Raw genomic sequence first — 26129 nt, forward strand, 5'->3', positions numbered from 1 at the left:
GGTGACGCCGGTCGAGCGGGCCGGGTTCCGCGCGATCAGGTGGTGCCGGCGAACTCCTGGACCCAGTAGTGCCCGTAGGTGCTGCTCGGGTCGTAGGCGTGGCCGACGCCGATGCCGGTGAACCTGCAGTCGAGGATGTTCGCCCGGTGCCCGGGACTGGTGATCCACTGGTGGAATGTCTCGGCGGCGGCCGCGTTGCCCGCGGCGATGTTCTCGCCCAGCACCTCGGCGCGCGGCAGCACCTCGGCATGCGGCAGCGCCCGGGCGGGCGAGACGGCGTCGGAGTGCGCGAAGTAGTTCTGTTCGGCCATGTCCGCGGCGTGCGCCTGCGCCGACTGCTCCAGACCGGGCGCGGGCGCGAGCGGGCCGCACCCGGCCTCGGCCCGGACCTGGTTGGTCCGGTCCACGATCTCGGCGGTGAGCGCGTCGAGCCGGGGCTCGTCCGCGTGGGCCGGCGAGGCGGCGGTGAGCAACAGCGAGCACAGCAGGATCGACCGGGCGTACCGGGCCGGGCGGGCGAACATCCGCACCACTCCTCGACTTCAAGGGGTTCCAGGTGCGGACAGTTCTAACCCGCTTTCCGGCGCGCCGACCGGGAAATCCGCGCAACGGGTGATCCGCGAACGCGTGCGGATCACCCGAACGGGAATTCGATCAACGAGGTCCACAGTGGACCTGGGGAATTCAGCCCTGCTGCGCGATGATGATGAACAGCGTCAGGATCCACCCCATCAGCAGGGTGGTCAGCAGGGCGAGCTTGTTGGTGGCGAGACGAGTCATGGCGGTGCCTCCCGGCAGCGTGAGAATGATCGGTGCGAAATGTCGTCTCACGATGTGGGGGCGGCGGTGCCGCAACGGTGATCAGCGCACGGCGAGCGCGCGCGGCGAGGCGGACAGCGCGTCCCACATCGCACCGGGTTTTCGCCCCCGGCGCGGCGACCCGGGACTTCGCTCCGGCGCCACGTTCCCCGATCCGCTCAGCGGCAGCCTGCGGGTGAACACCCGCCGCCCCATCGCACTGCGGCGCACGACGATCGACATGACTACCTCCTCACTTCTTCCCGACGCGCACCGGAATCCTCACGGCGGCGAATCGTTCGGGGAGAGCGCTCGCGGTGCACAACCGCGGCGGTCGAACCTCTGCGGACTACATCGCCCGGATGATCGAAAACGTTACAGCACGTGCTCACAACCACTTGTTCCGCCGGAATATCTTGAACAGCGTCAGGCAAGCCAGCATCATCACCAGCAGCGTCGCCGGATAGCCGAACGTCCAGTGCACTTCCGGCATGTTCTCGAAGTTCATCCCGTAGATCCCGGCGATCATCGTCGGCGTCGACACGATCGCGACCCACGCGGAGATCTTCCGCATGTCGGTGTTCTGCTGGAGCGTGATCTTGGCCAGCGTCGCGTCCACCAGCGTGGTCAGCAGCTCGTCGAACGAGGCCACCCGCTCGGACACCGTCGTCAGGTGGTCCTCGACGTTGCGGAAGTAAGAGCGCACTTCTTCGGGCACCATCGGCGTGTAGCCCTCGGCCAGCCGCTGCAGCGGTTTCGCCAGCGGCATCACCGCGCGGCGCAGGTCCATGACCTCGCGCTTCATCAGGTAGATCTGCTCGGCCTCGATCTTGGTCCGGGGCGCGAACACGGCGGCTTCCATCTCGTCGATGTCGTCCTGGATGGCTTCGGTGACCTCCAGGTACGTGTCCACCACGTGGTCGGCGATGCCGTGCAGCACCGCGGCCGGGCCCAGCTGCAACTGCTCCGGGTCGGTCTCCAGCTGCGAGCGGACCTGGGCGAGGCTGGCGTGCTTGCCGTGCCGGACCGTGATCACGAAGTCGCGGCCCACGAACGCCATCAGCTCACCGGTCTCCACGATCTCGCTGTTCGCGGTGAGGCTCTCGTTGTCGATGTAGCGGACCGTCTTGAGCACCATGAACAGCGTGCTGTCGTAGCGCTCCAGCTTCGGCCGCTGGTGGGCGTGCACCGCGTCCTCGACGGCCAGCTCGTGCAGCCCGAACGTCTCGGCCAGCCCGTTGAGCTGCGCCTCGTCCGGTTCGTGCAGCCCGATCCAGACGAACCCGGCGCCGCGCCTGCGCACCTCGTCGATCGCCTCGGCGTGCGACCGGTCGCCCGGCAGCCGCACTCCGTCCACGTACACGCCGCAGTCGACGACGTAGGCGGGCGGCGGAGCGGGAGCGGTCGCGGTGCGGCCGTTGTGGCGCGCTGCGCGATTGCGCAGGCCGAGAGAAGGAAGGCTGGGCACGGCGACCTCCAAGGGCGGGAATCGGATCTCGGGCGATCTCGACCGCGCATCCCCACCGGCGCCGATGGGCACCTGGAACCGGCCTAGCCGCAGGCCTCCCAGGCGGGGATGCGGTTGGTACTACTCGGAAGCGCGCTGTCGGCACCGCCGCTCACAATCCCTCACCTCCTTCTGCCCGACTCGCCGTTCGCGAGTGGTCCGGACCGGCCAACGGTTCACGATACTCGCCGTTCTCGGTTCGAGCGGCGGCGGTGCCGGGTGTGATGGCACACGGCGAAATGGGTGAATTTTCGCCGCCCGCACGCCTGGGGCATCTCGAATTTCGCCCCGTTCGCGGCGAATGCGTGGACTGCCGGGTTCGCCGGTTTCAGCTCCCGGCGGACGGCCCGGGGAGCTGTCCCCACCCCCGCAGCGCCTCGGCGAGGCCCTCGGTCAACCGGCCGGCGGCGTCGAGTGTGGCAAAGGTCGCAGCGTCCGCCCACATCGCGTCGGCCGCGTCGTCGCCGGGACAAAGCACCACGTCATCGGGCCGGCACGCGTAGTCGTGGATGTCGAACGTCCCCGTCGGGGCCGGGCGCCGCACCCTCCCGAGCCACCTGCCGACGATCACGGAGAGTCCCGTTTCCTCCGAAATTTCGCGCTGTACCGCCGAACGATCGGTTTCTCCGGGCTCCACCTTGCCGCCCGGTACCGACCACTGCCCCCTGCCGGGTTCGTTGGCCCGCTTCACCAGCAACAACCGGCCCTGCGGATCGTGCACGACGGCGCCGACGCACCGGATCACTCGTCCATTGGTTATGATCACCGACACGGAGGGTAGTTGATCCGGACGGTTCAGCTGACGACTGACCCAAGTGCGGGACAATGCTGCCCTACAGCCGCCGAGTGCGGTACAACAGATCGGCAGGCGCCAGCATGTTCAAAGGCATTTCGGACGGGGTGTATCGCAGTGAACCTTAAGAAGATCCTGACCTGGACCGGGGTCGCGTTCCTCCTCTTCTTCTTGATCAACGCCCCAGATCAGGCTGGTCAGTTGGTGAACAACATCAAGGACAGCCTCGCGGATGCTGCGAACGCGGTCATCACCTTCATGCAGAACATCTTCGTGTAGTAGCGCCGAAGGGCGGTTGACGTGTTCGCGCCTAGGGATCCCGACGAGTACCTGCTCGAGACCGAACGCCGGGTCATCCGGCTCCGCAGACACTGGGCGAGCCTGGTCTGGGAACTGTTCGAGGCGATCGGGTTGCTGGTCGGCGTGGTCATGGTGTCCCAAATGCTGCCGCAGGACACGAGCCTGCCGCAGAACGTGCTCTGGTATGCGGGCCTCGTCGTGCTGCTCCGGTTCACCTACCAGGTGCTGGACTGGTACGTGGAACGCATCGTCGTCACGGACAAGCGGTTCCTGATCGCGGAAGGCATCTTCACCACCAACGTGGCGATGATGCCGATCGGCAAGGTCACCGACCTCACCTTCCAGCGGACCCTGGCCGGGCGCATGTTCGGCTACGGCACGCTGGTGGTCGAGTCGGCCGGTCAGATCCAGGCGCTCAACCGGATCGAGTACGTGCCGAACCCGGACGAGGTGGAGGACGCGATCTCGTACCTGGTGTTCGGGGAGAAGAAGGCGCAGCAGGAACGCTTCTCCATGCTCAAGGCCCGCCGCGCGGCGGTGGGCAAGAAGAAGGCCAAGCTTCCGAGCTGAACCGGTCGCTGCCGAGCCGGGGTCGCGGGATCACCCGCGGCCCCGGCTCTTCTTCGTGGGCTGGTTCGGAAGGTCCCGGGACCATCGGCGAGACTGTGCGCAGCGGAAGTCCGGTCGAGCCGCTGGGCCTCCACCCTCGCGGCGCGACCTCCTGCGGCGACCGCACGCCCGCCCGCCGGTCGACGGACCGGCCTGAACGGAAAGGCCACGCTTGCGCATCGACCTGCACGCCCACTCCACCGAGTCCGACGGCACCGACACGCCCGCGGAGCTCGTCGACGCGGCGATCGAGGCGGGGCTGGACGTCGTCGCGATCACCGATCACGACACCACGGCGGGCTGGGCGGAGGCGGCGGACGCCGTGGTCGCCGGCGCCGGGCGCGTCCGGGTCGTGCCGGGCGCCGAGCTGTCCTGCACCTGCCCGGACGGGACGGGGCGCGACATCACCGTCCACCTGCTGGCGTACCTGTTCGACCCGACCTCCGCCGCGCTGGTGGCCGAGCAGTCCCGGCTGCGGGCGGAGCGGCGCGGCCGGTTGCGGGAGATGGCCGAGCGGATGGCGGCGGAGGGCTTCCCGGTCGACGCGGACGAGCTGATGGCGGGCCTGCCGCCGGACTCGCCGGGCGGGCGCCCGCACCTGGCGCGGCAGCTGGTGCGCGCGGGCATGGTGCGGAGCGTCGACGAGGCCTTCGCCCGCTACCTGGGCAGCAGCGGCCGGTACTACCTGCCGCGCACCGACACCCCCGTGCTGCGCGCGATCGAGATGATCGCGGACGCGGGCGGGGTCACCGTGCTGGCGCACCCGTTCGCCCGCGCCCGCGGCCCGGTGGTGAACGCCGCGGTGGTGGCGGAGCTGGCGGACCGCGGCATGACCGGCATCGAGGTGGACCACCCGGACCACGACGAGCCGACCCGGCAGGAGCTGCGCGAGCTCGCCGCCGAGCTGGACCTGGTGCCGACGGGCAGCAGCGACTACCACGGCACGAACAAGACGATCCGGATCGGGCAGGAGACCACCGCGCCGGCATCGCTGCAGCGCTTGATCGACAAGAGCAGCGGCAGCGAGGTGTTCACGGCCGGATGACCACCGAGATCAGCTGATCCGGTGAGTTCCGGGTGCGGCGCGGGGGGAAACGCGACGCGACGCTCCGGCTGCGTAGTGTGGTGCGAGTGCAGGGACAGCTAGGCCTCGAAGGCATCCCCGGCAAGCTCGTCCGGGTCACTCCCGCGAAGCTCGCGAACTGGGAAGGTTGCCCGCGCAAGTTCCGGATGACCTACCTGGACCGGCCTGCGCCGTCCCGCTCCGGCGCTCGCGCCAACGCCACCCTCGGCGCGGTGGTGCACAACGCGCTGAAGGCCTTCTTCGAACTGCCCGCGGCCCAGCGGACCGCGGAGAAGGCGGTGCTGCTGGTCGGGCAGTGCTGGAAGAGCGACGGCTTCGCCGACCACGCCCAGGCCACCCGGTACCGGGAGCGCGCCCAGCGGTGGGTCGCCGACTACGTCGAGCGGCTCGCGCCCGGCGCGGAGCCGGTCGCGGTGGAGCGCTGGGTGTCGGCCGCCGCGGGCACGATCATCGCGGAGGGCCGCGTGGACCGCATCGACCGGCGTAACGGCGAGCTGGTCATCGTCGACTACAAGACCGGCAGACGCGCGGCCACCGACGAGGACGCCCGGGATTCGCGGGCGCTCGCCCTGTACGCGGTCGCCGCCCGGCGGACGCTGCGCGCCCCCACCGGGCGGGTCGAACTGCACCACCTGCCCAGCGGCCGGGTCGGGGCGTGGGAGCACACCCAGGCCTCCCTGGACGAGCACGTGGCGCGGGCCGAACGGCTGGCCGAGGAACTCCAGACCGCCTCCGACTCGTTCCAAGGGGGAACGGCAGGGCCGGACGTGTTCCCGCCGAACCCCGGCGGGCGCTGCGGCTGGTGCGAGTTCCGCGCGCACTGCCCGGAAGGACAGCAGGCCGCGCCCGCCACCGAACCGTGGGCCGGGCTGGCCGAGTGACGGACCAGAGGAACGACGACATGGACATGCCCCGACGAGCGCAGCAGGAGGCCGCGCGCGGAGGTGCCCGGCACCGGCCCGCGCCGCAGACGCTGCGCCGCCCGCACCCGGCAGCAGGCTCCTGGCCGGCCGACGGTGCGGACCAACCGGGGACCGTGCCCTTCCGCTCGTCGACGCCCGCCGGAGGGCGCAGGCAGCGCGTGGAGTGGCACGACGAGGACGAGTTCGACGAGGAGACCGCCGAGGCCCCGACGGTGCGCAGGCACCACCGCTCGGGCGCCGGTGGCACCCGGATCGGCACCTGGTTCCGCGGCCTGACCGGCTCGCTGGCGGTGGGGATGCTGCTGGTGGCCCTCGGGCTGATCGGCGTGCAGGTGTGGGCGACGCGGCAGGGGCAGGACGGACCCGGCCTGGCGATGATCATTTCGCACGCGGTGGGGGCTGCGCTCGCCCTGGCGCTGCAGCACTTCGCGGACCGCAACCGCGACCGCCGCGGTGCGGCCGCGCTGCTGGCGCTGCTCGTGGCCGTGTTCGGCCCGCTGTGGTTCTGGTGGTGGCTGTGACGGCGTGAGGCCGGTTCACCGGGTGCTGGTGGGCGCTCCGGTCACTCGGGTCGGTCCGGGCCCAGCGCCACCGAGGTGGGGCCGCGCTGTTCGAGCACGATCGGGCCCGCGGAGTCCAGGCGCACCGGCCCGGTCCAGCCCTGCCGGTCCACCGGGATCACCCGCTCGCGCGCACCCGTGAAGCGGTCCAGCACCGCGATGCCCTCCGGCACCGGGACGAGGAGCTCCCCGCCGTAGAGCGCACCGGGGCCGAGCGCGTCCGGCACCGTCCACAAGGGCGCGAACGTCGCGGCGTCCAGTGCGACGGTCGTGGTGCCGTTGTTCCAGTACAGCAGCCCGCCGAAGGTGGCCCCGGCGACGTCGGCGATCTTGTCCTTCACCTGCCGGTACTGGTGGTCGTCGAGCACCGCGACGCGGAACGGCCGGTCCGGGCCCGCGGTGGCCAGCCCGTCCAGCACGCGCTGCGCGGTGATCGTCGGGTCGAACCGCTGCAGCGCCGCGGCGATCGACCGCGCGGCGCGGTCCTGCTCGGGCCCGGGCACGGGACGCAGGTTCACCGTCCACACCCGGTCGGCCGCGACGGCCTCGACACCGGCGTTGGGGTAGGGGGCACCGCCGGTGGGCAGCGGGTACTCGGCTTCGATGCCGCCGGTCGAGTTCGCGTACACCACGAGGGAACCGCGGTCGCGCACGTACACGGCGGTCTGCTTGCTGGAGACCGCGACGGCCGTCGCCTCGGAACCGCCCAGGACCGCGCTGCTGACCTCTTCCGGCTTCTCGTCGTCCTCCGGCTTCGTCTTGATCACCGTGATGCGCTGCTCCGGGTCCTCCGGGCAGTCCTCCACCACCGCGATCCGCTCGCTGCCGACCGCCGTCGACGGGTAGGTGCAGTCCGGGCGGCGCAGGTTGTTCCCCGCGTTCTTCAGCGCGGGCATGATCCCGTACTGCTGGGTGCGCACCAGGTCGGAGCGCCAGCTCTCCAGCACTCGATCACCGGTCGCGGTCACGTACTTGCCGTCGTCGAGCAGCCGGGTGCCGAACGGGGCGTCGGCGTTGCGCGCGGGGCCGCGCACGCCGGTGTCGCCTTGCAACGAGCTGACCTCGCTGCAGTTGGCGGCCTTCCGGTACACGGCCAGCGCGCGGTCCCAGCCCTCGCCGACGGTGCACAGCGGGAGATCGCGGGAGAACCGCCAGCGCACCGCGCCGGTGCCCGGATCGCGGCCGGACACGGTGCCGCCGTCACCGGTGATCGCGGTCGAACCGGCGATCACGGGGACGGGGGTGGCCGGGCTCGACGCGCGCCACAGCTCGTGCAACGCGGCCGGTACCGAGGTGGGGGAGGTGAGCGCGGGTGCCGGTGCGGCCGCGGGTTCGGACGCGGTGGCCCGGGCGTCGCTGCGCCACCAGATGACCGCGGCGACCACCACGACCACCACCAGGATCAGCGCCACCGCGACGAAGTCGGACCGCGTCCGCCGTTCCGGCCGTACCACTGCACTCCTCACTGAATCGGCTCTCGAGAGCCGGGCCGGTCCACGGGCCGCCCCACCGGGCAGCCCGCTCGCGGAACGGGATCAGTCGCCGGACGACTCGCCGCCGCCGGAAGCGGCACCGCCGCCACCACGACGCCTGCGGCGCCGCTTGCGGGGACGGTCCGCGGACTCGGCGGCACCCTCGCTCTGCGCGGTGGATTCGGCGGGCTGCGCGTCGCCCTCCGAGTTCACGCCGCCGCGGGTGCGCCTGCGCTGCCGGGAACGGCCGCCGGGACGGGTCTCGCCGGCCGCGGGCTCGCCGCCGGGCTGCTCGCCGCCGGAACCGCCGCGGGTGCGGCGGCGCGGCTTGCGGCTGCTGGTGCGCTTCGCGTCCTCGTCGGGCTCGGCGCCCAGGCCGGCGCGGGTGCGCTTGGACAGCGGCAGCCTGCCGGTCGCGTCCGCCGGGATGTTGAGGTCCTCGTACAGGTGCTTCGAGGTGGAGTAGGTCTCCACCGGATCCGGCTTGCCCAGGTCGAGGGCGTCGTTGATGAGCTTCCAGCGCGTCTCCTCGTCCCAGTCGACGAGGGTGATCGCCACGCCCTCCCGGCCCGCGCGGCCGGTGCGGCCGATGCGGTGCACGTAGGTCTTCTCGTCGTCCGGGCACTGCAGGTTCACCACGTGGGTCACCCCGGCGACGTCGATGCCGCGGGCGGCGACGTCGGTGGCGACGAGGGTGTCGACCTTGCCGGAGCGGAACGCGCGCAGCGCCTGCTCCCGGGCGCCCTGACCGAGGTCGCCGTGCACCGAGGCGGCGGCGAAACCGCGCTCGGCGAGCTCGTCGGAGAGCTTCTGCGCGGTCCGCTTGGTCCGCGTGAAGATCATCGTCAGGCCGCGGTCCTGGGCCTGCAACGTCCTGGCCAGCAGTTCCGCCTTGTCCATGGCGTGCGCGCGGTAGACGAACTGCTTGGTGCGCTCGTGGATCGCGTTCGCGTCCGCCTGCTCCGCGCGGATGTGCGTGGGCTGGTTCAGGAAGGTGCGGGCGAGCGTGATGATCGGGCCAGGCATGGTCGCGGAGAACAGCATCGTCTGCCGCTGCTCGGGGACCATGTTGAGGATGCGCTCGATGTCCGGGAGGAAGCCGAGGTCGAGCATCTCGTCGGCCTCGTCCAGCACCAGGCCGCGGACCTTGCCCAGCACCAGGTGCTGCTGCTCGGCGAGGTCCAGCAACCGGCCCGGCGTGCCGATGACCAGGTCGACGCCCTGCTTGAGCGCGTCGATCTGCTGCTCGTAGGGGCGGCCGCCGTACACCGCGAGGGTGCGGACGCCCAGGTGCTTGCCCGCGTCGGTGAGGTCGCGGGCGACCTGCACGCACAGCTCGCGGGTGGGGACCACGACGAGCGCCTGCGGCGTCCCGTCGCCGGGGACCTGCAACCGCTGCAGCAGGGGGACGCCGAAGCCCAGCGTCTTCCCGGTGCCGGTGCGGGCCTGCCCGATCAGGTCCTCGCCGCGCAGCGCCAGCGGCAGCGTCAGCTCCTGGATCGCGAAGGTGTGCTCGATGCCCGCCTCGCGGAGGGCGCGCACGATCTCCTCGTGCACGTCCAGCTCGGCGAAGGTCGGGGTGTTCGGGACGGTGCTCTCCGCGTGCAGCGGCGCGGCCTCCACGGTGGGGGCGCCGTTCTCGCTGTGCTCGATCGCGTGCACGTCCTCGGTTCTGCTGGTGGTCTCGGGGGCCTCGGGGGCCCGCTCGTTGCTGAGGGTCAGAGTGATCGCCTCTCTCAGTACCGGCGCGCTGCGGCCGATCGCTCGGCTGCACTCGTGGTGACGCCCTCCGGCATGGTGGCCGCGTTCGATCCGCGGCCCGCCGCGTTGTTCGCGTGCTGCATGCTCGTGGTCACCGGTGCGATGGTCGCGCGCCCCTGTTCGATCAGCGGTTGTCCGCTGCTGGTTCGGTCGGCATCGTGGCGCGGCTCGCGCCGTCGCCCGCGCCCCCGGCGCTCCGGCCGGTGGGCCGAGCGCGGTGCGCCCCCGCTCGGGTCTTCCGCGCCCGGGCCTCCCGCACGGACCCCGGGCGACCGGCTGCTCACGGGGTGGGACCGTGGCCCGCGTCGAGCCCTGCCGGGTCCCGCGCGGGGAGGGGGTCCACTGCCGGTTGCCTGATGCCGCATGGCTTCTGCGTCCGCCAGGATACCTGGTCCGAACCGGATCGAGGTCGGCGATGTGCGATGAGCTTTCGTGAAACATCCCGCACCACCAGCGGCCGACCGCCGGGCCGCCCGGTTCCGGCCGCGCGTGTCGGCCCGCGCCGCTGCGCGGACCGCCCGCGCGGGGCGGCGGTTAAGGTGCCTGGTATGAGCGAGCCCGACCCCTCCGCAGCCGGATCCACCGACTCCACCACGCACTCCGAGGGGGTCGTGGACCTGCTGGCCGCGCTCGCCTACGGCGAGCTGTCCGCCTTCGACCGGCTCGCCGAGGACGCCCGCACCGCGCCCACCCTGTCCGGGCGGGCCGCGCTGGCCAGCATGGCGGCCGCCGAGATCGGCCACTACCGGATGCTCGACGACGCGCTCGCCCGCCGCGGGGTCGCCGTGGACGAGGTGATGGCCCCGTTCGCCGAGCCCTTCGACGCGTTCAACGCCTCGACCGCCCCGCACTCCTGGCTGGAGTCGCTGGTGAAGGCGTACGTGGGCGACGGGCTCGCCGCCGACTTCTACCGCGAGGTCGCGGAGTGGCTGGACGATTCGACGCGGACGCTGGTGCTGGACGTGCTGGCCGACACCGGGCACTCCGCGTTCGCCGAGCGCGAGGTGCTGGCCGCCTGCGCCGAGGACCGGTCGCTGCGGGACAAGCTGACGCTGTGGGGCCGCAGGCTGCTGGGGGAGGCGGTCACCCAGGCGCAGCGCGTGGTGGCCGAGCGGGACGCGCTCGCCGAACTGATCATCACCGGGTCGGGCGATCTCACCGGCATCGTCGCGCTGTTCCGCCGCTTGCAGAACAACCACACGAAGCGGATGGCGCGGCTCGGCCTGGGCTGACGGGTTCCCGATGTTCGCCACCGGCGAAGGCGGGTCCGGCGTGGACTGGGATAACCTCTCGGACGTACGCATCGGTTCGCGAATTGTGGAGGTCAAGCGTGGAGGTCAAGATCGGCGTCGTGGACAGCCCGCGTGAGCTCACCGTGGCCAGCGGTCAGTCCTCGACCGAGGTCGAGTCGCTGGTGGCCGACGCGCTGAAGACCACCGACGGGGTGCTGTCGCTGACCGACGAGAAGGGCCGGCGCTACCTGGTGCCCGCCGCCAAGCTGGCCTACGTCGAGATCGGCCCCTCGGAGTCCCCGCGGGTCGGCTTCGGCGTCCAGTGATCTGCCGCGATGCCCCCGGCCGGAGAGCGCTCCGCCGGGGGCATCGTCGTGCCCGGGGTGTCCACATCGGACTCCCGGCCGCGCTCCGTCAGAACGGCGGCCGGCCCACGCCGGTGATGCGGTAGCGGTTCCACGGGTCCGGGTCGGACAGGCTGCCCACGGCCTCGCCGCGCGTGGTGCGCAGCACGACCTGCGTCTTGCGCCCGCCCGCGAGCTCGGCGACCGCGTCGTCGGCCGCGACCCGGCCGTACCAGTGGAAGCGGCCGTCGATCGGTTGGAAGTGCCCGCGCAGCAGCACCGCCACCGGGACTTCGCGTTCGGCGGTGAACAGCACCGCCTCGCCCTCGTACTCCTCGTCGGGGACCGCTTCGGCGAGTCGCTCCTCGGACATGGTGGCTCCTTCCGCGGTCAGCCTTCGCCGCCGGTCTCGGTGATCAGCCGCAGCCCGGTGCTCGGCTCCAGCGGCCGGTCCGGGTCGAGCACGATGCCGCCGGAGCGCAGCACTCCGTCGATGGCGTGCCAGATGATGCGGGTCAGGTAGTCGGTGAGGTCGTCGCGGCTCATCGACCGCCGCTCCAGCCACCAGTCGCCGCTGGCCTGCACCATGCCGACGAGCCCGTGCGCCCACGGCTCCACCCCGCCGGAGTCGAGCCCCAGCGCGCGCAGGTACTCGCCGAGCAGCCGGGACAGCGAGTTCGCGATCTCGGTCTTCTCCGCGGTCACCGGGTCGGAGCGCACCGGCTTGTCGGTGAAGGTGCGGCGCACGACGAACCGGTACAGCTCGGGGTACTGCTCGATGACGCCGAGGTAGGCGTCGAGCATCCGGCGGATGCGCTCGTTGGGGCTGCCGTCGGCGGCGATCTCGGGGGCGAGCCGCTGCATCAGCAGTTCGGTGCCCCATTCGCCGACGGCGACGTAGAGGTCGCTCTTGTCGTGGAAGTGCCGGTACAGCACGGGTTTGCTGACGCCGGCCTCGGCGGCGATCTCGTCCATGCCGACGTCGGCGCCGTGCTGGCCGATGGCGCGCACGGTGGCGTCGACGAATTCGGCGCGGCGGGCTTCGCGGTGCTCCCGCCAGCGTTCGCGGCGGGCGTCGCCGCGCGGTGCCGGGTCCGGAACGACCTTGACAGGCCGGGTGTGGTGGCTCACGCTACCCAAGGTAGCTGTTACTCGAAGTAACATGCAATGCCGGTGGCAGCCAGGGAGGCCCCGAGATGACCAGGACCGTGCAGGTGAACGACCGGGAGAAGACCGCCGCCCGGCTGCTCAAGTCGTCGGCGAAGAACAGCTACGACCCCGAGGTCGACATCGACTGGGACGCGCCGCTGCTCGACGACGCCCCCTACGTCCCGTTCCACCGCAGCAGCCTCTACGGCACGGACCTGTGGGAGCGCCTCGACCACGCGCAGCGCGTCGAGCTGACCAAGCACGAGTTCGCCAGCATCGCCTCCAACGGCCTGTGGTTCGAAGTGCTGCTGATGCAGATCCTGCTCAAGGAGTTCTACGACTCCGACCCGCGCACCGACCACGCGCACTACGCGCTCACCGAGATCGCCGACGAGTGCAGGCACTCCACCATGTTCGGCAAGGCCGTCCGCCGCGTCGGCGCCCCCGCCTACGGGCCGGTGCCGCTGCTGCGCCAGGCCGGGCGGGCGCTGCCCGCGATCCTCAAGGGACCCTCCGCGTACGCCGCGATCCTCGTCGCCGAGGAGATCCTGGACCGCTTCCAGCGCGACCAGATGAACGACGAGTCCGTGCAGCCGCTGGTGCGCATGGTCAACCGCATCCACGTGCTCGAAGAGGCGCGGCACGTCACCTTCGCCCGCGAGGAGGTGGTCCGGCGGATGGCCGGGTGCGGCCCGGCCGAACGCGCCTGGCACCAGTTCGCGACCGCGCTGGTCTCCTACGCGATCTGCTTCAGCCTGATCAACCCGCGGGTGTACGCGGCCGTCGGCCTGCGGCCCAGGGACGCGCACGCCGCGGCGTGGCGGAACCCGAACTTCCAGCACACCCTGCACTGGGGCGGCGAGAAGATCATGGGCTTCCTGGACGAGGCGGGGCTGATCGGCGGGCCCGGCATGCCCTTCTGGCGCAAGTCGTTCCTCATCCGCTGACCCCTCCACCCAGAACAGGACCGCCATGACCACCACCGCCTCCGGCGCGGACACGAGCACCTTCACCACCGGCGACGGCGTCCGGCTCCGGGTGCACGAGCACGGCCCCGCCGACGCGGGCAGCACGCTGCTGCTCGTGCACGGCTGGACCCTCACCACGCACACCTGGGACCGGGTCATCGACGAAGTGCTGCACCAGGCCGACGTCCGCGTGCTGCGGTTCGACCTGCGCGGGCACGGCGAATCCGATCCGGCGCCCGCGGGCACGGCCACCATCGAGCGCTGCGCCGACGACGTCGCCGAGCTCATCGAGCAGCGGGTGCCCACCGGGCCGATCGTGCTCGCCGGGCACTCCATGGGCGGCATGACGATCATGGCGCTGGCCGAGCGGCACCCGGAACTGTTCGCCGCGCGGATCGCCGGCGCCGCGCTCGTCGCCACCTCCAGCGGGAACCTCGCCGCACCCACGCTCGGTCTGCCCGGCCCGGTCGCCGCCGTCGCGAACCGCGCCGAGCTCGGGGTGCGCGGCCTGCTCGCGAAGTCCGGCGGCGGCCGGCTGGTCCGGAACTCGCGGGCGCTGCGCCCCGGGATGCGCTGGCTGCTGTTCGGCGCCTCCCCGGCCGCGGCCGACGTCGCCGCCACCGCCGACTGGGTCGCGGCCTGCCACCCGCCGAGCCTCGCCGGGTTCCGCACCTCCCTCGCCGAGCACGACCGGGCGCACGCGCTCGAAGCGCTGCGCGACATCCCCGTCGTGGTGCTCGCCGGGGGCAAGGACCGGCTGTGCCCGCTGCCGCACGCCCGCCGCATCGCCGACGCGCTGCCGGACGCGCGGCTGCTGCTCTACTCGGGGGCCGGGCACATGCTCCCGCTGGAGCGCACCGACGAGGTCGCGGACCGCATCGTGGAACTGCTCCCCGGCGGCTGACGGAACGGCGACGGCCCGTCCGACCTGGTGCGGTCGGACGGGCCGTTCGTCTTCGGCGGGTCCGTCAGGCGTTGTGCAGGGGGAAGCCGGAGAGGCCCTTCCAGGCCAGGGTGGTGATCAGGGTGATCGCCTCGTCGCGCTGCACCGACTCCGTCTCGTCCAGCCAGTAGCGGGCGGTCACCTGGCTCAACCCGACCAGGCCGAACGCCAGCAGCCGCGCCCGCTCCGGGTCGAGGCCCGCGTCCGCGGTGACGGCCTCGGCGACCGCGTCCACGCAGTCCGACAGCGCGCCGTCCACCGCCTTGTCCACCGCGGGCTCCCCGCGCAGGTCCGATTCGAAGACGAGCCGGAACGCCTGGCCCTCGCCGTCGACGAACTCGAACAGCGCGCCGACCGCCGCCCGCACCCGCTGCCGGTTGTCCGGGGTGGTCTCGATGGCCTGCCGCACCCGGCGCACCAGCTCACCGCCGTGCATCTCCACCAGCGCCAGGTACAGCTCCAGCTTGCCGGGGAAGTGCTGGTACAGGACGGGCTTGCTGACGCCCGCGTGCTCGGCGATGTCGTCCATCGCGGCCGCGTGGTAGCCGTTGGTGACGAACACGTGCTGGGCGGCGGTGAGCAGTTGTGCCCGGCGGGCGTCGCGGGGCAGCCGAACGCCCCTGCTCGGCTGCGCGGCGGTCTCCGTCATGCCTGCCTCCACCCGTCCTTCCGTCACGTGCTGGTCTTGCTCCAGCCGGGAAGCCCTAACCTTACTCGTGGGTAAAGGCCGTTCTCGACCTCATCCGGCGTCGTATCGCACTCCCGGGGCACGGGGAGACCGGGTGCGGGGTCCGGTTCCGCGGCCGCAGGCGCGCTCGGTGACGTCGAAATCGGGCAACGGTGCTCAGCCGCCCCGAAACGGGTGATCTTCGAGGTGGCGGTGGATCTCGCTGGCCACAGCCTCGTTGACCCCGATCGTGCTGTGGCACGCTTGTACCGTGCCGCGCCCCCCGAGACGATCCCGTGACGCCGCCGCAGGCCGTGCGGACCAGGCGGATGGTTCCGCCGTTCCCCACGGGCGCCGCAAGCCCCGCCCCGACGAGCCGCTGGCCGCGTCCTGGCGGCCGTTCGACGAGCGCGACTACGACCTGGACGAGCCGGAACCACCGCGGCGCGGGCGGAACCGGGCCTGGTCGCTGTACGGCTGGCGGATCTACGCGGTCCCGCTGCTGGTGGTGGTCACCGCGCTGGCCGTGTTCCAGTCCGTCGACCCGGACGCCCGGCAGCTCGGCGACGACGGCGTCTCGCACGCGCAGGCGCCGGACGTGCCCGAGGCGCCGGTGGTGACCGAGGCTCCGCCGGGGCAGACCTACAGCGCGAAGATGTTCTCCGCCGAACTCCCGCCCGGCTCCCCGCTGCCCGAGGTCGGCGGCCGGACCTTCACCGTGCTGCCCGGCACCTCGCCGAAGGTCGGTGCGGGCGACGACCTGTACCGCTACACCGTGGAGGTCGAGGTCGGGGTGAAGCTGGCCGAGGGCAACGACTCGTTCGCCCAGCTCACCCAGGAGACACTCGCCGACCCGCGCAGCTGGACCAACCGGCAGGCCGGGGACATCGCGCTGCAGCGGGTCGACGGCTCCGCGTCCCCGGACTTCCGGGTGACGCTGGTCAGCCAGAACACGGCGCGGGAGATCTGCGGCTACGGCAGCGGGCTGCCGTTCGACACGTCCTGCCGGATCTCCGACCGGGTCTACATCAACGCGGCCCGCTGGGTGCGCGGCGCGGTCGCCTTCGAGGGCGACATCGGCACCTACCGGCGCTACGCCATCAACCACGAGGTGGGCCACGTCTTCGGCAACGGGCACGTGCCGTGCGGGAAGCAGGGCGGGCTGGCGCCGGTGATGATGCAGCAGACGTTCAGCACCTCCAACAACGAGCTGCACGAGCTGAACAAGGCGGTGCCGCAGGGCACCGAGATCCCCGCCGACGGCTTCGTCTGCAAGTACAACGCCTGGCCGTTCCCCGTCGGGGATTCCGGCAGCTGATCCCCGTGCGCTCGGCCACCCCGTTCCCGGATGGTGGGAGTAGTTTGGGAAGCGGGAAGACCATCCGCCACTCTGGCGTTGCACCTTCCGCGCCCGTTCGGCCACGCCGATGTCGGGCGCGGACGCTCGTCGTGCTCGCGGCTGCGGGCGAACGACGAGGTGAGGACCACTGAGGAGGAGCTGGGAGATGTCCGGCGATTCAGCCCAGGCAACGACGCTACCGCCGCTCGTCGAGCCGGCGGCGGAGTTGACCAAGGAAGAGGTCGCGCGCTACAGCCGCCACCTGATCATCCCGGATGTCGGGATGGACGGGCAGAAGCGGTTGAAGAACGCGAAGGTCCTGGTGATCGGCGCCGGTGGGCTCGGCAGTCCGGCGCTGCTGTACCTGGCCGCGGCCGGGGTCGGCACCATCGGCATCGTCGAGTTCGACGCCGTCGACGAGTCGAACCTGCACCGCCAGGTCATCCACGGCCAGTCTGACCTGGGCAGGCCGAAGGCGGAGTCGGCGCGCGACTCGATCGCCGAGATCAACCCGTTCGTCAAGGTCAACCTGCACCAGGTGCACCTGTCCTCGGACAACGCGCTGGGCATCTTCGCCGACTACGACCTGATCCTGGACGGCACCGACAACTTCGCGACCCGCTACCTGGTGAACGACGCGGCGGTGCTGTCCGGCAAGCCCTACGTGTGGGGCTCGATCTTCCGGTTCGAAGGCCAGGTCAGCGTGTTCTGGGAGGAGAAGGGCCCGAACTACCGGGACCTCTACCCCGAGCCGCCGCCGCCCGGGATGGTGCCGTCCTGCGCCGAGGGCGGCGTGCTGGGCGTGCTGTGCGCCTCCATCGGTTCGATCATGGCCACCGAGGCGGTCAAGCTGATCACCGGCATCGGCGAGACGCTGCTCGGGCGCCTGATGATCTACGACGCGCTGGAGATGAGCTACCGCACCGTCAAGATCCGCAAGGACCCGAACGCGACGAAGATCACCGAGCTGATCGACTACGAAGCGTTCTGCGGCGTCGTCTCGGACGACGCGCAGCAGGCCGCGGTGAACAGCACGATCACTCCGCGCGAGCTCAAGGAGAAGTTCGACCGCGGCGACAAGTTCGAGCTGATCGACGTCCGGGAGCCGCACGAGTACGAGATCGTCAAGATCGACGGCTCCACGCTCATCCCGAAGGACCGCATCCTGTCCGGCGCCGCGCTCGCGGAACTGCCGCAGGACCGGCAGATCGTGCTGCACTGCAAGTCCGGCGGCCGCTCCGCCGAGGCGCTCGCCGCGCTGCACAAGGCCGGGTTCTCGGACGCCGTCCACGTCGGTGGCGGTGTCCTCGGATGGGCTAACGAGGTCGATACCAGCCTGCCGACCTACTGATCCAGGTCGCCGCCCGTGCGCGGGCGGTGCGCGATGGCCGGAACCATCGCGAAGATCGACGAAGTGCCTGTTCAGCGCAGGTGAGACCGGCCCGGTCCCCGCACTTCCGGGGGCCGGGCCGGTCGTCGTCGGACCGCCGCGGTGCCCGGATCACGATTTCCCGCAGGTCGCGATCTGCGGAGCGCCTGACCCCCATTCGGGGATCTCCGATGTAGCGTCTGCGCCGTGACTGGAACTCCGGAGCCGCCCCCGTCGCACGTACGAGCGGCGTTCGGTGCGCGCGGGGAGGACGCCGAACTGCTCAACGGCGGCGTCGCCTGGCGTTGCGGCGAGGTCGTGCTCAAACCGGCCGCGAACACCGCCGAAGCCGCCTGGGTGGCGCAGACCCTGGACCTGCTGGAGCCGGACGAGGTGCGGGTCGGCAGACCGGTCCGCTCCACCGACGGCCGCTGGGTGGTCTCCGGCTGGTCCGCGAGCCGCGACATCACCGGACGCCCGGAACCGCGGCACGACGAGGTCGTGGCCATGTCGCTGCGGCTGCACGCGGCGAGCAGCGTGCTCACCCGGCCCCGGTTCCTCGACGCGCGGCAGGACATCTACGCGCTCGCGGACCGGATGTCGTGGGGCGAGGAGGACTACCCGCTGCCGCTGGACAAGGGCGGTCGGCTCTACGACGTCCTCGCCGGATCGCGCCGCCGCACCCAGCTGCGGCCGCAGGTGGTGCACGGCGACCTGTTCGGCAACGTGCTGTTCGCGGGCAACGCGCCGCCCGGCATCATCGACTTCTCCCCGTTCTGGCGGCCCGCCGAGTGGGCGGCGGCGGTCGCGGTGATCGACGCGCTGTCCTGGGGCGGCTCGGACGCGGCGATCGTGGAGCGCTGGTCGCACCTGACGGACTGGCCGCAGGCGCTGCTGCGGGCGCTGCTGTTCCGCCTCGCGGTGCACGCGCTGCACCCGCGGTCCACCACCGCGTCGCTGGGCGGGCTGGAGCACGCGTCGCAGATGGTGCTCGAAGTGCTCTGACCCGCCCCGGCGCGCCCGCACGCGCGGGTGTGACGATGGTGCGGTGGCTGAGGACGTCGAGGACACCGAACCGCTGCGCGGATTCACCGCGGGCATCACCGCCGAGCGCAAGGCCGCGGAGCTGGGCGCGCTGCTGGCCCGCCGCGGCGCCGAGGTGCGCTACGGCGCCGCGATGCACACCGTCCCGGTCGACGACGACGCCGAGCTGATCGCGGCGACCGAAGCGGTGCTGGCCCGGCCGGTGCAGCACGTGGTGGCGGTGACCGGCAGCGGCTTCGGCGGCTGGATCGAGTCGGCGCGGGCGCACGGCGCGGGGGAGCGGCTGCTCGACCACCTGGGCTCGGCGGAACTGCTGGCCAGGGGGGCGAAAGCGCGCGGCGCGATCCGCGGGGCCGGGCTGCGCGAGAGCTACACGGCACCGACCGAAGAGGTCGCCGACGTGCTCGACCGGTTGCTCGCCCAGGGCGTGGCCGGGGCGCGGGTCGTGGTGCAGCTGCACGGCGACCCGATGACCGACTTCCGGGAGCGGCTGCGCGCGGCAGGAGCCGAGGTGCTGCCGATCGCGGTGTACCGCTGGACCGACCCGGTGGACCTGGCGCCGCTGGACGCGCTGATCGACGCGGTGATCGACGGCGAGGTGCGGGTGCTGCCGCTGACGAGCGCGCCCGCCGCGACGAACTTCCTGGCGCGGGCGCGGCGCACCGGTCGCGGGGAGGCGCTGCTGGCGGCGCTGCGGGAGAACGTGCTCATCGCCTGCGTCGGCCCGGTCACCGCTGCCCCGATCGCCCGCGAAGGCCTGCCGCACGTGCAGCCCGAGCGCGCCCGCACCGCGGCCCTGGTCCGCCTGATCGCCGACGAGGCGCCCGGGTTCGCCCGCGGTGACGGCTGATCCACCGCGGTTGGTCCACGACGGTTGGTCCGCCGCGGTGGCTGATCCATCGCGGCGGCTGATCTCGGGACACTTGATCCCGCGACGCTGGATCCCGTGACGCTGGGTCGCGCGGTGCTGGGTCGCGCGGTGCTGGATCCCGTGACGCTGGATCTCGCGACGCTTGACCGCGGGACGCCGGGGCGCGTCCCTTGATACCGGGACGCTCGATCCCGCGGCGGCGGGGACGATCAGGCCGGGCCGGACCAGCGGTAGCGGCGCATGTTGACCCGCGGCCCGTCGGCCAGCACGCCCTCCGCGCGCAGCAGCTCCAGCTGGCGCCTGCGGAGGTGCTCGGCGGTCAGGCCGTCCGAGCGCAGCACCCGGTGCCAGGGGATGTCGGCGCCGTCCTCGGCGAGGATGCGGCCCACCAGCCGCGCCGAGCGCAGACCCGCCAGCTCCGCCACATCGCCGTAGCCGAGCACCGATCCGGCGGGGATGGAGATGACCACGTCCCGGACCCGTTCCAAGGTTTCCTCGTCCACCCGAGCAGTCTCCCAGAGCACCCCTCCGCCGCGAATCTCCAGGTGAATGGCCCATTCGCCCAAGATCGCCGGCTTGATGGGCCATTCACCTGGAGCAGCCGCTATTACAAGCGGCGAATGCCATCGAGCACGGCCTGCAGCAGGGCGTGGTCCGGTTCGCGCTGCGGGGTCAGCGGAATGCTCAGGTCTCCCTCGTCGAGCAGGTCGGAGACCAGGACCTTCGCCACCACCACCGGGATCTCTAACGCCGCCGCCAGATCGGCGATGGACCGGGGCTGCGCGCACAGCAGCAGGATGCGTTCCCGGTCGGCGTCCCACTCCACGGCGTCGGACGGTTCCGGGACCGCGACGACGAGGGTGCCGCGGTCCAGCTCGGCGGCGGCCGCGCGGGTGCGGCCGCGGGTCATCGCGTACGGGCGCACGAGCGGGCCGGCGGCGCTGTCGCGCCACCCGTCCCCGCCCGCCCGCCGCGAGGTCACGTCGCCGTGGGGCTCAGCCGGGAGCGCGGCGCGGACTCGATGGCCCGGCCCGCCCGCTGGACGAACAGGTTGATCTCGTAGGCGATGAGGCCCACGTCGGCGTGCTCCTCGCCGAGCAGCGCGAGGCAGGAACCGCTGTCGGCGGCGGTGACGAACAGGAACGCGTGGTCCATCTCCACCACCGTCTGCCGGATGGAACCGCCGCCGAACCGGCGCCCGGTGCCGCGCGCGAGCCCGTGCAGCGCGCACGCCGTCGCGGCCAGCGCTTCGGCGTCCACAGCGGACAGTTCCGGCGAGTGCTCGACCACCAGGCCGTCGGTGGAGAGCACGACGGCGTGGCGGGCCCCCGCGACGCCGCCGACCAGATCACCCAGCAACCGGCCCAGCTCGAAGTCGGTCGTGGTGCTCGTGTCCTGCACTGCGCATCCCTCACTCATCGGTCGGGCCCGAGTCCGGGTCGGTCTTGCGGCCGCGGTCGGTGCCGCGCTGGATGGCCGACATCAGGGACCTGATCTCCGCTGCGGAGCGGGATCCGGATGTCGACCGGTCCTCCTCTTCGGGTTGTTCGCGGGCCAGCTCGGGAGCGAGGTTGGCGCGCTTGCGGCGGCGCGGCAGCGGGACCGGGGAATCGTCCTGGTCCGCTGCGGGAGCTCCGCCGGTTTCGGTGCTGTCGTCGTCCGTCGTGGCCTGGTCCGCGTCGGAGGTGCCGGACGGCGCGGTGCCGGACCGGTTCCCGGTGCGATCGGTGCTCCCCGGAGCCGGGTCTTCCGGCCAGGTGACCGGATCCGCGTCGCCTGCGGGTTCCTCGGTCGGCCATGCCGCGTCGAGCGCCGAATCGGCGTGCTGTTCGGGCTCGATCGGTTCCCCTCCGTCCGCACGGTAGCCGTGCTCCGGCGGGGCGTCGTCGCCCGAAGCGGTGACTTCGGTTGACCGCTCGGGTGGCGTTCGTTCCAGCGCCGCGGAGCCTTCGGCGCCGGTGTCCGCTAGGTCCGGATCTTCGGTGTCGGACGGCCAGGAGTGCTCGTCGGACTCCGCCGTCGCCGGGGTGCCGGCCGTACCGGGGGCGTCGTCGGTGTCGGGGACTTCGGGCCGGGGGTCGTCGGCCGAATTCCCGATGGCCGCAGCCGGAGTCCCCTTGTCCGGGCTCGCTGCGTCCGGGCTCGCGACGTCCGGCGCCGCCGCGTCCGGGGCGTCGGTGCCGGGGTCGGCCGGGGCCGGCTCGCCGGGTTCGGCGGCCGGGGCGTCGGCGTCGGGGTGTTCGATCGTCGGGAACTCCGGATCGGTGGTCTCGGCGTCCGCGGTGAGCGCACCGGTGGGATCGGTGACCGTCGCGTCGTCGGAGTTCGCCGCGGGCTCGGAGTCCGTCGTGCTCCCGGATTTCGTCGTGCTGCCGGGGTTCGCTGGGCTGCCGGGGTTCCTGCCGGGGTTCATCGGGCTGCCGGAGTTCGCCGTACTGCCGGGGCCGGGCGTGCTGCCGGACTCGGCTGCACCGCTGGACTCGGCTGCACCGCTGGATTCGGTCGCACCGCCGGAGTCGGCGGATTCCGTCGCGGCCGCACCGGTGTCCGGCGCCGCGGCGAGGTCCGCGGCCGCCTGCTCGGCCGCGGTGCTCGCGCCGCCGGTGCTCGCGATCTCGGCAGCCGGCCAGGAGTCCTCGGGCAGCGCCGTCTCGAAACCCGTCGTCCCGATCTCGGTCGTCCCGGCGGCCGCGGCCCGTTCCGCGCGGATCCGCGGGAACTGCGCGGTGTGCGCTTCCGCCGGGTCCGGTTCGATCGGCTCCACGATCAGCTTCGACGGCAGCAGCACGACCGCTCGCGTCCCGCCGTAGGCGGAGGTCCGCAGTTCCACCGAGATCTCGTGCCGGTCCGCCAGCCGCGCCACCACGAACAGGCCGAGCCTGCTGTCCGAGCGCAGCGCCATCGCGTCGAACTCCGGCGGCCCGGACAGCATCGCGTTGGCGGCTTCGAGGTCCTCGTCGGCGATGCCGAGCCCGCGGTCCTCCACCTCGACGACGACGCCGCGGGCCACGGTGTGGCTGTGGATGTTCACCCGCGATTCCGGCGGGGAGAACGAGGTGGCGTTGTCCAGCAGTTCCGCCAGCAGGTGCACGGTGTCGGCGACCGCGTCGCCGTGCAGCGCCAGGTCCGGCGGCCGCTGCACCCGCACCCGCGCGTAGTGCTTGGTCTCGGCGACGGCGCTGCGCAGCACGTCGGCGAGTTCGATGGGGCGCGACCAGCGGCGTCCCGGCCGCCCGCCGCCCAGGATGATCAGGTTCTCGGCGTTGCGCCGCGCCCGGGTGGCGAGGTGGTCCAGGCTGAACAGCAGCGCCATCCGGTCCGGGTCCTGCTCTTCGCGCTCCAGCCGGTCGATCGTGGTGAGCAGCCGGTGCACGAGGGCCTGGCTGCGCCCGGCGATGCCGAGGAACACGGTGTGCACGCCCTCGCGGGCCTGCGCCTCCTGCACGGCCGCGGACACGGCGGTGCGCTGGGCGGTGTTGAAGGCCTCGGCGACCTGGCCGATCTCGTCCCGGCCGTAGTCGAGGTGGGCGACCTCGCGGTCGAGGTCGACGCGGTCGCCGCGGCGCAGCCGGGCGACGATCTCCGGCAGCTGCCCGTCGGCGAGCACCAGCGTGTCGTCGCGCAGGCCGTTGAGCCGCCGGGACAGCCCGCGGGACACCCGCAGCGCCACGAGGATCGCGGCCAGGATCACCAGCAGCGCGAGCACGCTGCCGACGGCCACCTGGAGCAGGCTGCGGTCTCCCGCCTCCATCCCGGCCGCGGCGGTGCGCTGCGCCTGGGTGGAGGCCAGCGTGGTGAGGTCATCGGCGACGAGGTCGCTGGTGGTCAGCCAGTCGTTCACGTCGATCGGCGGCGGTCCGGCGACGGCCGGGTCGGAATCGGACCACGGCCCGCGCTCGACGAGCTGCTCCTCCAGTTCGGTGAGGTGCCGGAACTGCGGCGACGAGGTGATCTCGGTGTAGCGGGCCCGCACGTCCGGCGGCGCCGAGGCGGCCTGCGCCTGCAGCTCCAGGTGGTAGGCGCCGCTGAGCCGGGTGAAGTCCAGGTGGTCGGCGGTGGTGAAGGTGCCGCCGCGCAGCCCGTCGGTGACCAGCGAGGCGGCTCGGGACATCCGGTCGGCGGCGGTGAAGAAGCCGTCCGCGCGCAGCCCGCCCTGGGTGACCGCCGAATCGGGGAACAGCCGCGCCTGCTGCTCGAACAGCGCGGAGCCCGCGTCGACGAACCCGTTGTAGTAGCCGTGGATGCGCGCCCGGTCGGTCTGCGCACCGTCCACTTCGGCCCGGATCACGGGCAGTTCGGCGATGATCCGGTCGAGCGAGCGCATCCGGTCCGCGACCGCGTCCGGCGCCTGTTCGAGCGTCGGGTCGGCGGCCTCGCGCATCGCGGTCAGCGACCGGTCGGTGGCGGCCCGCTGCCGGTCGAGCCGGTCCCGCACCGAGCCGGGGGAGGGCTGGTCCGGTGCCGCCGCGTACAGCAGGCTCAGCGTGCGTTCCTTCTGCGCCGAGGCCAGCACCCGCATCGCGGGCAGCGACACGTCCCGCACCCCGGCGGCGATGCCGCGCAGGTGGAACCCGTCGTAGAGGGTGACCCCGCTGATGGCCGTCCACAGCACCAGCAGCGCGATGCCGGGTATCAGGACCACGCCGTAGAGGCGGTCGCGGATGCTGCGGCGGCCGAGGCGCCAGTCATCGAGCTTCTGCACTACGTCCCACCCGTGTGTGCCGGTGCCCGCGACGAGGCGCGTCGCGGTGGTCTCGGCGGCGTGCGAAACGCCGACGCCGTCAAGGGCGGACGTCGTGCTGAGGGAGACGGGTTCGCGGGGCATGGCGATCGGACGCGCGGCCCGGTGTCCCCCGACTTCGCTGTTCCCGCATGAAACCGCCGCGATGCTAGCACGGCAAGATCAACTGTCGGGAAGGTGGATCAGCACTGCGCCGCACGACCCAGCGGGTGCTGGGACGTGCGGCGCAATCGCGTTCGTGCGGCCGGATCAGCCCGCGAAGCCCGCCACGATGGACGAGTACTCCCACGGCTGCTGCTCGGCACCGCTGCAGCTGCTGACGTCGCCGCCGCCGTCGCACGGCCGGTCGCGGTTGACCGACCAGAAGGTGAAGCGGCCGAGGCCCTTCTCCTTCGCGTAGTCGGCCATCTTCTGGAAGGCGGCCACGTCGACGTGCTCGGCTTCCTGGTCGGTGTCGCCGTTCATCGAGGAGATGCCGACGTGCGCGTAGGCCGCGGCCTCGTCGTAGCCGAAGGTCGTCGCCACCTGCTCCTTGAGGGCCTCGGTGGTGGTGATCGTGTCCTGCGCCATGTCGGTGCCGTTGAAGTCGAACGGCATCTGCGTCCACACGTCGATGTCGGCGCCGATCTCGTTGGCCTTGGCCAGCATCGCCTTGCCGTTCTCGTTCGGCCCGGTGGTGGTGGTGCCGAAGGTGACGACGGTCTTGATGCCGGGGTTCGCCTCCTTCGTGATCTTCAGCGCTTCGATCACGCGGTCGCGGGAGGCGGGCGTCTCGACCTCGGTGCTCTCGATGTCGACGTCGATGGCCTTGAGGCCGTAGGCGTCGATCACCTTCTGGTAGGCGCCGGCCAGGGACTGCGCGTCGGTGCAGACCTCGCCGAGCTTGTTGCCGCTCCAGCCGCCGATCGAGGGGACCACGTCGCCGCCACCGGCGCGGATCTCGTCGATGGTGGCCTTGTCCTGGCCGTCCAGCGGGCGGGTGCCGTCCCACGCCGGGTTGCAGGTGCCGTCGGCGTTGATGAAGGCGAGCGTGAAGTCCTTGACCCCGCTGGCCTGCTGCACCTCGCCCGGCGCGGGCGGGTTGCCCCAGCCGTTGTAGAGGTAGGGCGAGGCGGCGACCGGGCTGTCGGCCATCGGCGCGACGTCCTCGTCGGCGCTGAACGCGGGCGCGGCGGACAGGGTGGCCGCGCAGGCGACGGCGACACCGGTACCGGCCAGGGTGAGCACGTTCTTGCGGAGCTTGCCCACTGGTCCTCCTTCGGGGTTTCCGTGTTCTGGGGCCGCGGTCGGGGGCCGCGGCACAGCGGGACTCTCGCAGAACCCGAAATTGGTTCGTACCACCAAAAGAATCATTCGCGTGGGCTCTTCGGGGCCTTGGCGGATCTTTACTGTCCTGATCTGTATCGGCCCTGGCCAGCGAATTGATGTGTCCACAAGGGAGTTTTTCCGGAGCATTCACGGCAGAATGGGAAAAGGCTGGGAAATTACCGTTTATCCGACTCGTTCTCCAGCGGTGGCGCCGTGCCGCGCGGCCCCGGCGGGGCGGCACGGCACGGCCTCGCGCGCGGCCGGATCAGCCGGCGAAGCCCGCCACGACGGCGGTGCACTCCCACGGCCGCTGCTCGGCACCGCCGCAGGCGTCGGTGCGCTCGCCC

27 protein-coding genes are annotated in these 26129 nt (G+C 72.2%); 13 read left to right on the forward strand and 14 right to left on the reverse strand.

Going from position 1 to position 26129, the window contains the following annotated elements; all coding sequences use genetic code 11:
• Positions 1-35: 35 nt before the first annotated feature.
• The 4 genes from ABZ805_RS25790 to ABZ805_RS25805 form a co-directional block, all read right to left on the reverse strand.
• Positions 36-524 (reverse strand): CAP domain-containing protein, encoded by a 489-nt coding sequence (locus tag ABZ805_RS25790; RefSeq protein ID WP_358445354.1) that lies wholly within the window; start codon positions 522-524, stop codon positions 36-38.
• Positions 525-861: 337 nt separating this feature from the next.
• Positions 862-1041, reverse strand: coding sequence for a hypothetical protein (locus tag ABZ805_RS25795; protein ID WP_358445357.1), 180 nt, complete (start codon positions 1039-1041; stop codon positions 862-864).
• Positions 1042-1186: 145 nt separating this feature from the next.
• Positions 1187-2266: a magnesium/cobalt transporter CorA gene (corA, locus tag ABZ805_RS25800; RefSeq protein ID WP_358445360.1), complete on the reverse strand. Its 1080-nt coding sequence runs from the start codon at positions 2264-2266 to the stop codon at positions 1187-1189.
• Between the two features lie 367 nt (positions 2267-2633).
• Positions 2634-3071: an NUDIX domain-containing protein gene (locus tag ABZ805_RS25805; protein WP_358445424.1), complete on the reverse strand. Its 438-nt coding sequence runs from the start codon at positions 3069-3071 to the stop codon at positions 2634-2636.
• 144 nt (positions 3072-3215) lie between these two features.
• On the opposite strand from ABZ805_RS25805, the gene ABZ805_RS25810 reads away from it, so the two are divergent.
• The 5 genes from ABZ805_RS25810 to ABZ805_RS25830 all read left to right on the forward strand — a co-directional run bounded on the left by ABZ805_RS25810 (position 3216) and on the right by ABZ805_RS25830 (position 6535).
• Positions 3216-3377: a hypothetical protein gene (locus ABZ805_RS25810; RefSeq protein WP_358445363.1), complete on the forward strand. Its 162-nt coding sequence runs from the start codon at positions 3216-3218 to the stop codon at positions 3375-3377.
• A gap of 21 nt (positions 3378-3398) precedes the next feature.
• Positions 3399-3968 (forward strand): PH domain-containing protein, encoded by a 570-nt coding sequence (locus ABZ805_RS25815; protein ID WP_358445365.1) that lies wholly within the window; start codon positions 3399-3401, stop codon positions 3966-3968.
• Positions 3969-4179: 211 nt separating this feature from the next.
• Positions 4180-5052: a PHP domain-containing protein gene (locus tag ABZ805_RS25820; RefSeq protein WP_358445368.1), complete on the forward strand. Its 873-nt coding sequence runs from the start codon at positions 4180-4182 to the stop codon at positions 5050-5052.
• Positions 5053-5138: 86 nt separating this feature from the next.
• Positions 5139-5972 (forward strand): PD-(D/E)XK nuclease family protein, encoded by an 834-nt coding sequence (locus ABZ805_RS25825; RefSeq protein ID WP_358445370.1) that lies wholly within the window; start codon positions 5139-5141, stop codon positions 5970-5972.
• Between the two features lie 20 nt (positions 5973-5992).
• Positions 5993-6535: a hypothetical protein gene (locus ABZ805_RS25830; protein ID WP_358445373.1), complete on the forward strand. Its 543-nt coding sequence runs from the start codon at positions 5993-5995 to the stop codon at positions 6533-6535.
• Positions 6536-6576: 41 nt separating this feature from the next.
• Here ABZ805_RS25830 and ABZ805_RS25835 read toward each other — a convergent pair whose 3' ends face one another.
• Both ABZ805_RS25835 and ABZ805_RS25840 read right to left on the reverse strand, forming a co-directional pair.
• Positions 6577-8028, reverse strand: coding sequence for a hypothetical protein (locus ABZ805_RS25835; RefSeq protein WP_358445376.1), 1452 nt, complete (start codon positions 8026-8028; stop codon positions 6577-6579).
• An 81-nt stretch (positions 8029-8109) separates the two neighbouring features.
• Positions 8110-9708, reverse strand: coding sequence for a DEAD/DEAH box helicase (locus tag ABZ805_RS25840; RefSeq protein ID WP_358445379.1), 1599 nt, complete (start codon positions 9706-9708; stop codon positions 8110-8112).
• A 647-nt stretch (positions 9709-10355) separates the two neighbouring features.
• Between ABZ805_RS25840 and ABZ805_RS25845 the strand changes: the two genes are divergently transcribed.
• The gene (locus ABZ805_RS25845) at positions 10356-11039 is read left to right on the forward strand and encodes a ferritin-like fold-containing protein (RefSeq protein WP_358445382.1); all 684 of its coding nucleotides are present in this window, start codon (positions 10356-10358) and stop codon (positions 11037-11039) included.
• Between the two features lie 98 nt (positions 11040-11137).
• Positions 11138-11365 carry a DUF3107 domain-containing protein gene (locus tag ABZ805_RS25850; protein WP_358445385.1) on the forward strand — a complete coding sequence of 76 codons (228 nt, stop codon included), beginning with the start codon at positions 11138-11140 and terminating at the stop codon, positions 11363-11365.
• A gap of 88 nt (positions 11366-11453) precedes the next feature.
• Here ABZ805_RS25850 and ABZ805_RS25855 read toward each other — a convergent pair whose 3' ends face one another.
• Both ABZ805_RS25855 and ABZ805_RS25860 read right to left on the reverse strand, forming a co-directional pair.
• On the reverse strand, positions 11454-11756 hold the full coding sequence (locus ABZ805_RS25855) for a DUF4873 domain-containing protein (protein WP_358445388.1): 303 nt from the start codon (positions 11754-11756) through the stop codon (positions 11454-11456).
• Between the two features lie 17 nt (positions 11757-11773).
• On the reverse strand, positions 11774-12514 hold the full coding sequence (locus ABZ805_RS25860; protein ID WP_358445390.1) for a TetR/AcrR family transcriptional regulator: 741 nt from the start codon (positions 12512-12514) through the stop codon (positions 11774-11776).
• 65 nt (positions 12515-12579) lie between these two features.
• On the opposite strand from ABZ805_RS25860, the gene ABZ805_RS25865 reads away from it, so the two are divergent.
• On the forward strand, positions 12580-13479 hold the full coding sequence (locus tag ABZ805_RS25865) for a diiron oxygenase (protein WP_358445393.1): 900 nt from the start codon (positions 12580-12582) through the stop codon (positions 13477-13479).
• A 25-nt stretch (positions 13480-13504) separates the two neighbouring features.
• Entirely contained in the window at positions 13505-14404 is a 900-nt protein-coding gene (locus ABZ805_RS25870) for an alpha/beta hydrolase (protein ID WP_358445395.1), read from the forward strand.
• Positions 14405-14468: 64 nt separating this feature from the next.
• Here ABZ805_RS25870 and ABZ805_RS25875 read toward each other — a convergent pair whose 3' ends face one another.
• Positions 14469-15092: a TetR/AcrR family transcriptional regulator gene (locus ABZ805_RS25875; RefSeq protein WP_358445398.1), complete on the reverse strand. Its 624-nt coding sequence runs from the start codon at positions 15090-15092 to the stop codon at positions 14469-14471.
• 289 nt (positions 15093-15381) lie between these two features.
• Between ABZ805_RS25875 and ABZ805_RS25880 the strand changes: the two genes are divergently transcribed.
• The 4 genes from ABZ805_RS25880 (at position 15382) to ABZ805_RS25895 (ending at position 19712) form a co-directional block, all read left to right on the forward strand.
• Complete coding sequence (locus ABZ805_RS25880; RefSeq protein WP_358445401.1) at positions 15382-16428, forward strand: DUF3152 domain-containing protein; 1047 nt, start codon at positions 15382-15384, stop codon at positions 16426-16428.
• 187 nt (positions 16429-16615) lie between these two features.
• Positions 16616-17800 (forward strand): adenylyltransferase/sulfurtransferase MoeZ, encoded by a 1185-nt coding sequence (moeZ, locus tag ABZ805_RS25885; RefSeq protein WP_358445404.1) that lies wholly within the window; start codon positions 16616-16618, stop codon positions 17798-17800.
• A gap of 225 nt (positions 17801-18025) precedes the next feature.
• Positions 18026-18823 carry a TIGR02569 family protein gene (locus tag ABZ805_RS25890; protein ID WP_224956003.1) on the forward strand — a complete coding sequence of 266 codons (798 nt, stop codon included), beginning with the start codon at positions 18026-18028 and terminating at the stop codon, positions 18821-18823.
• A gap of 43 nt (positions 18824-18866) precedes the next feature.
• Positions 18867-19712 carry a uroporphyrinogen-III synthase gene (locus tag ABZ805_RS25895; RefSeq protein WP_358445407.1) on the forward strand — a complete coding sequence of 282 codons (846 nt, stop codon included), beginning with the start codon at positions 18867-18869 and terminating at the stop codon, positions 19710-19712.
• Positions 19713-19942: 230 nt separating this feature from the next.
• Here the strand turns inward: ABZ805_RS25895 and ABZ805_RS25900 are convergent, their stop codons facing one another.
• From ABZ805_RS25900 to ABZ805_RS25920, 5 genes are all read right to left on the reverse strand, one after another.
• Positions 19943-20236 carry an MGMT family protein gene (locus tag ABZ805_RS25900; RefSeq protein ID WP_358445410.1) on the reverse strand — a complete coding sequence of 98 codons (294 nt, stop codon included), beginning with the start codon at positions 20234-20236 and terminating at the stop codon, positions 19943-19945.
• Between the two features lie 104 nt (positions 20237-20340).
• On the reverse strand, positions 20341-20715 hold the full coding sequence (locus ABZ805_RS25905; RefSeq protein WP_358445413.1) for a DUF742 domain-containing protein: 375 nt from the start codon (positions 20713-20715) through the stop codon (positions 20341-20343).
• The gene (locus ABZ805_RS25910) at positions 20712-21134 is read right to left on the reverse strand and encodes a roadblock/LC7 domain-containing protein (RefSeq protein WP_358445416.1); all 423 of its coding nucleotides are present in this window, start codon (positions 21132-21134) and stop codon (positions 20712-20714) included. Before ABZ805_RS25910 ends, ABZ805_RS25905 begins: the two co-directional genes overlap by 4 nt.
• Positions 21135-21144: 10 nt before the next feature.
• Positions 21145-24435 (reverse strand): nitrate- and nitrite sensing domain-containing protein, encoded by a 3291-nt coding sequence (locus tag ABZ805_RS25915; RefSeq protein WP_358445418.1) that lies wholly within the window; start codon positions 24433-24435, stop codon positions 21145-21147.
• 288 nt (positions 24436-24723) lie between these two features.
• Positions 24724-25722, reverse strand: a complete 999-nt coding sequence (locus tag ABZ805_RS25920) for a chitinase (protein ID WP_358445421.1) — start codon at positions 25720-25722, stop codon at positions 24724-24726.
• Positions 25723-26129: the final 407 nt, after the last annotated feature.

Source organism: Saccharopolyspora sp. NPDC047091 (genome assembly GCF_040643635.1).
Classification (GTDB): Bacteria; Actinomycetota; Actinomycetes; order Mycobacteriales; family Pseudonocardiaceae; genus Saccharopolyspora_C.

Coding starts and splice junctions, on each gene's coding strand:
- ABZ805_RS25790 (WP_358445354.1), bottom strand. CDS start 524: ATGTTCGCCCGCCCGGCCCGGTACGCCCGGTCGATCCTGCTGTGCTCG.
- ABZ805_RS25795 (WP_358445357.1), bottom strand. CDS start 1,041: ATGTCGATCGTCGTGCGCCGCAGTGCGATGGGGCGGCGGGTGTTCACC.
- ABZ805_RS25830 (WP_358445373.1), top strand. CDS start 5,993: ATGGACATGCCCCGACGAGCGCAGCAGGAGGCCGCGCGCGGAGGTGCC.
- ABZ805_RS25845 (WP_358445382.1), top strand. CDS start 10,356: ATGAGCGAGCCCGACCCCTCCGCAGCCGGATCCACCGACTCCACCACG.
- ABZ805_RS25855 (WP_358445388.1), bottom strand. CDS start 11,756: ATGTCCGAGGAGCGACTCGCCGAAGCGGTCCCCGACGAGGAGTACGAG.
- ABZ805_RS25865 (WP_358445393.1), top strand. CDS start 12,580: ATGACCAGGACCGTGCAGGTGAACGACCGGGAGAAGACCGCCGCCCGG.
- ABZ805_RS25870 (WP_358445395.1), top strand. CDS start 13,505: ATGACCACCACCGCCTCCGGCGCGGACACGAGCACCTTCACCACCGGC.
- ABZ805_RS25875 (WP_358445398.1), bottom strand. CDS start 15,092: ATGACGGAGACCGCCGCGCAGCCGAGCAGGGGCGTTCGGCTGCCCCGC.
- moeZ (WP_358445404.1), top strand. CDS start 16,616: ATGTCCGGCGATTCAGCCCAGGCAACGACGCTACCGCCGCTCGTCGAG.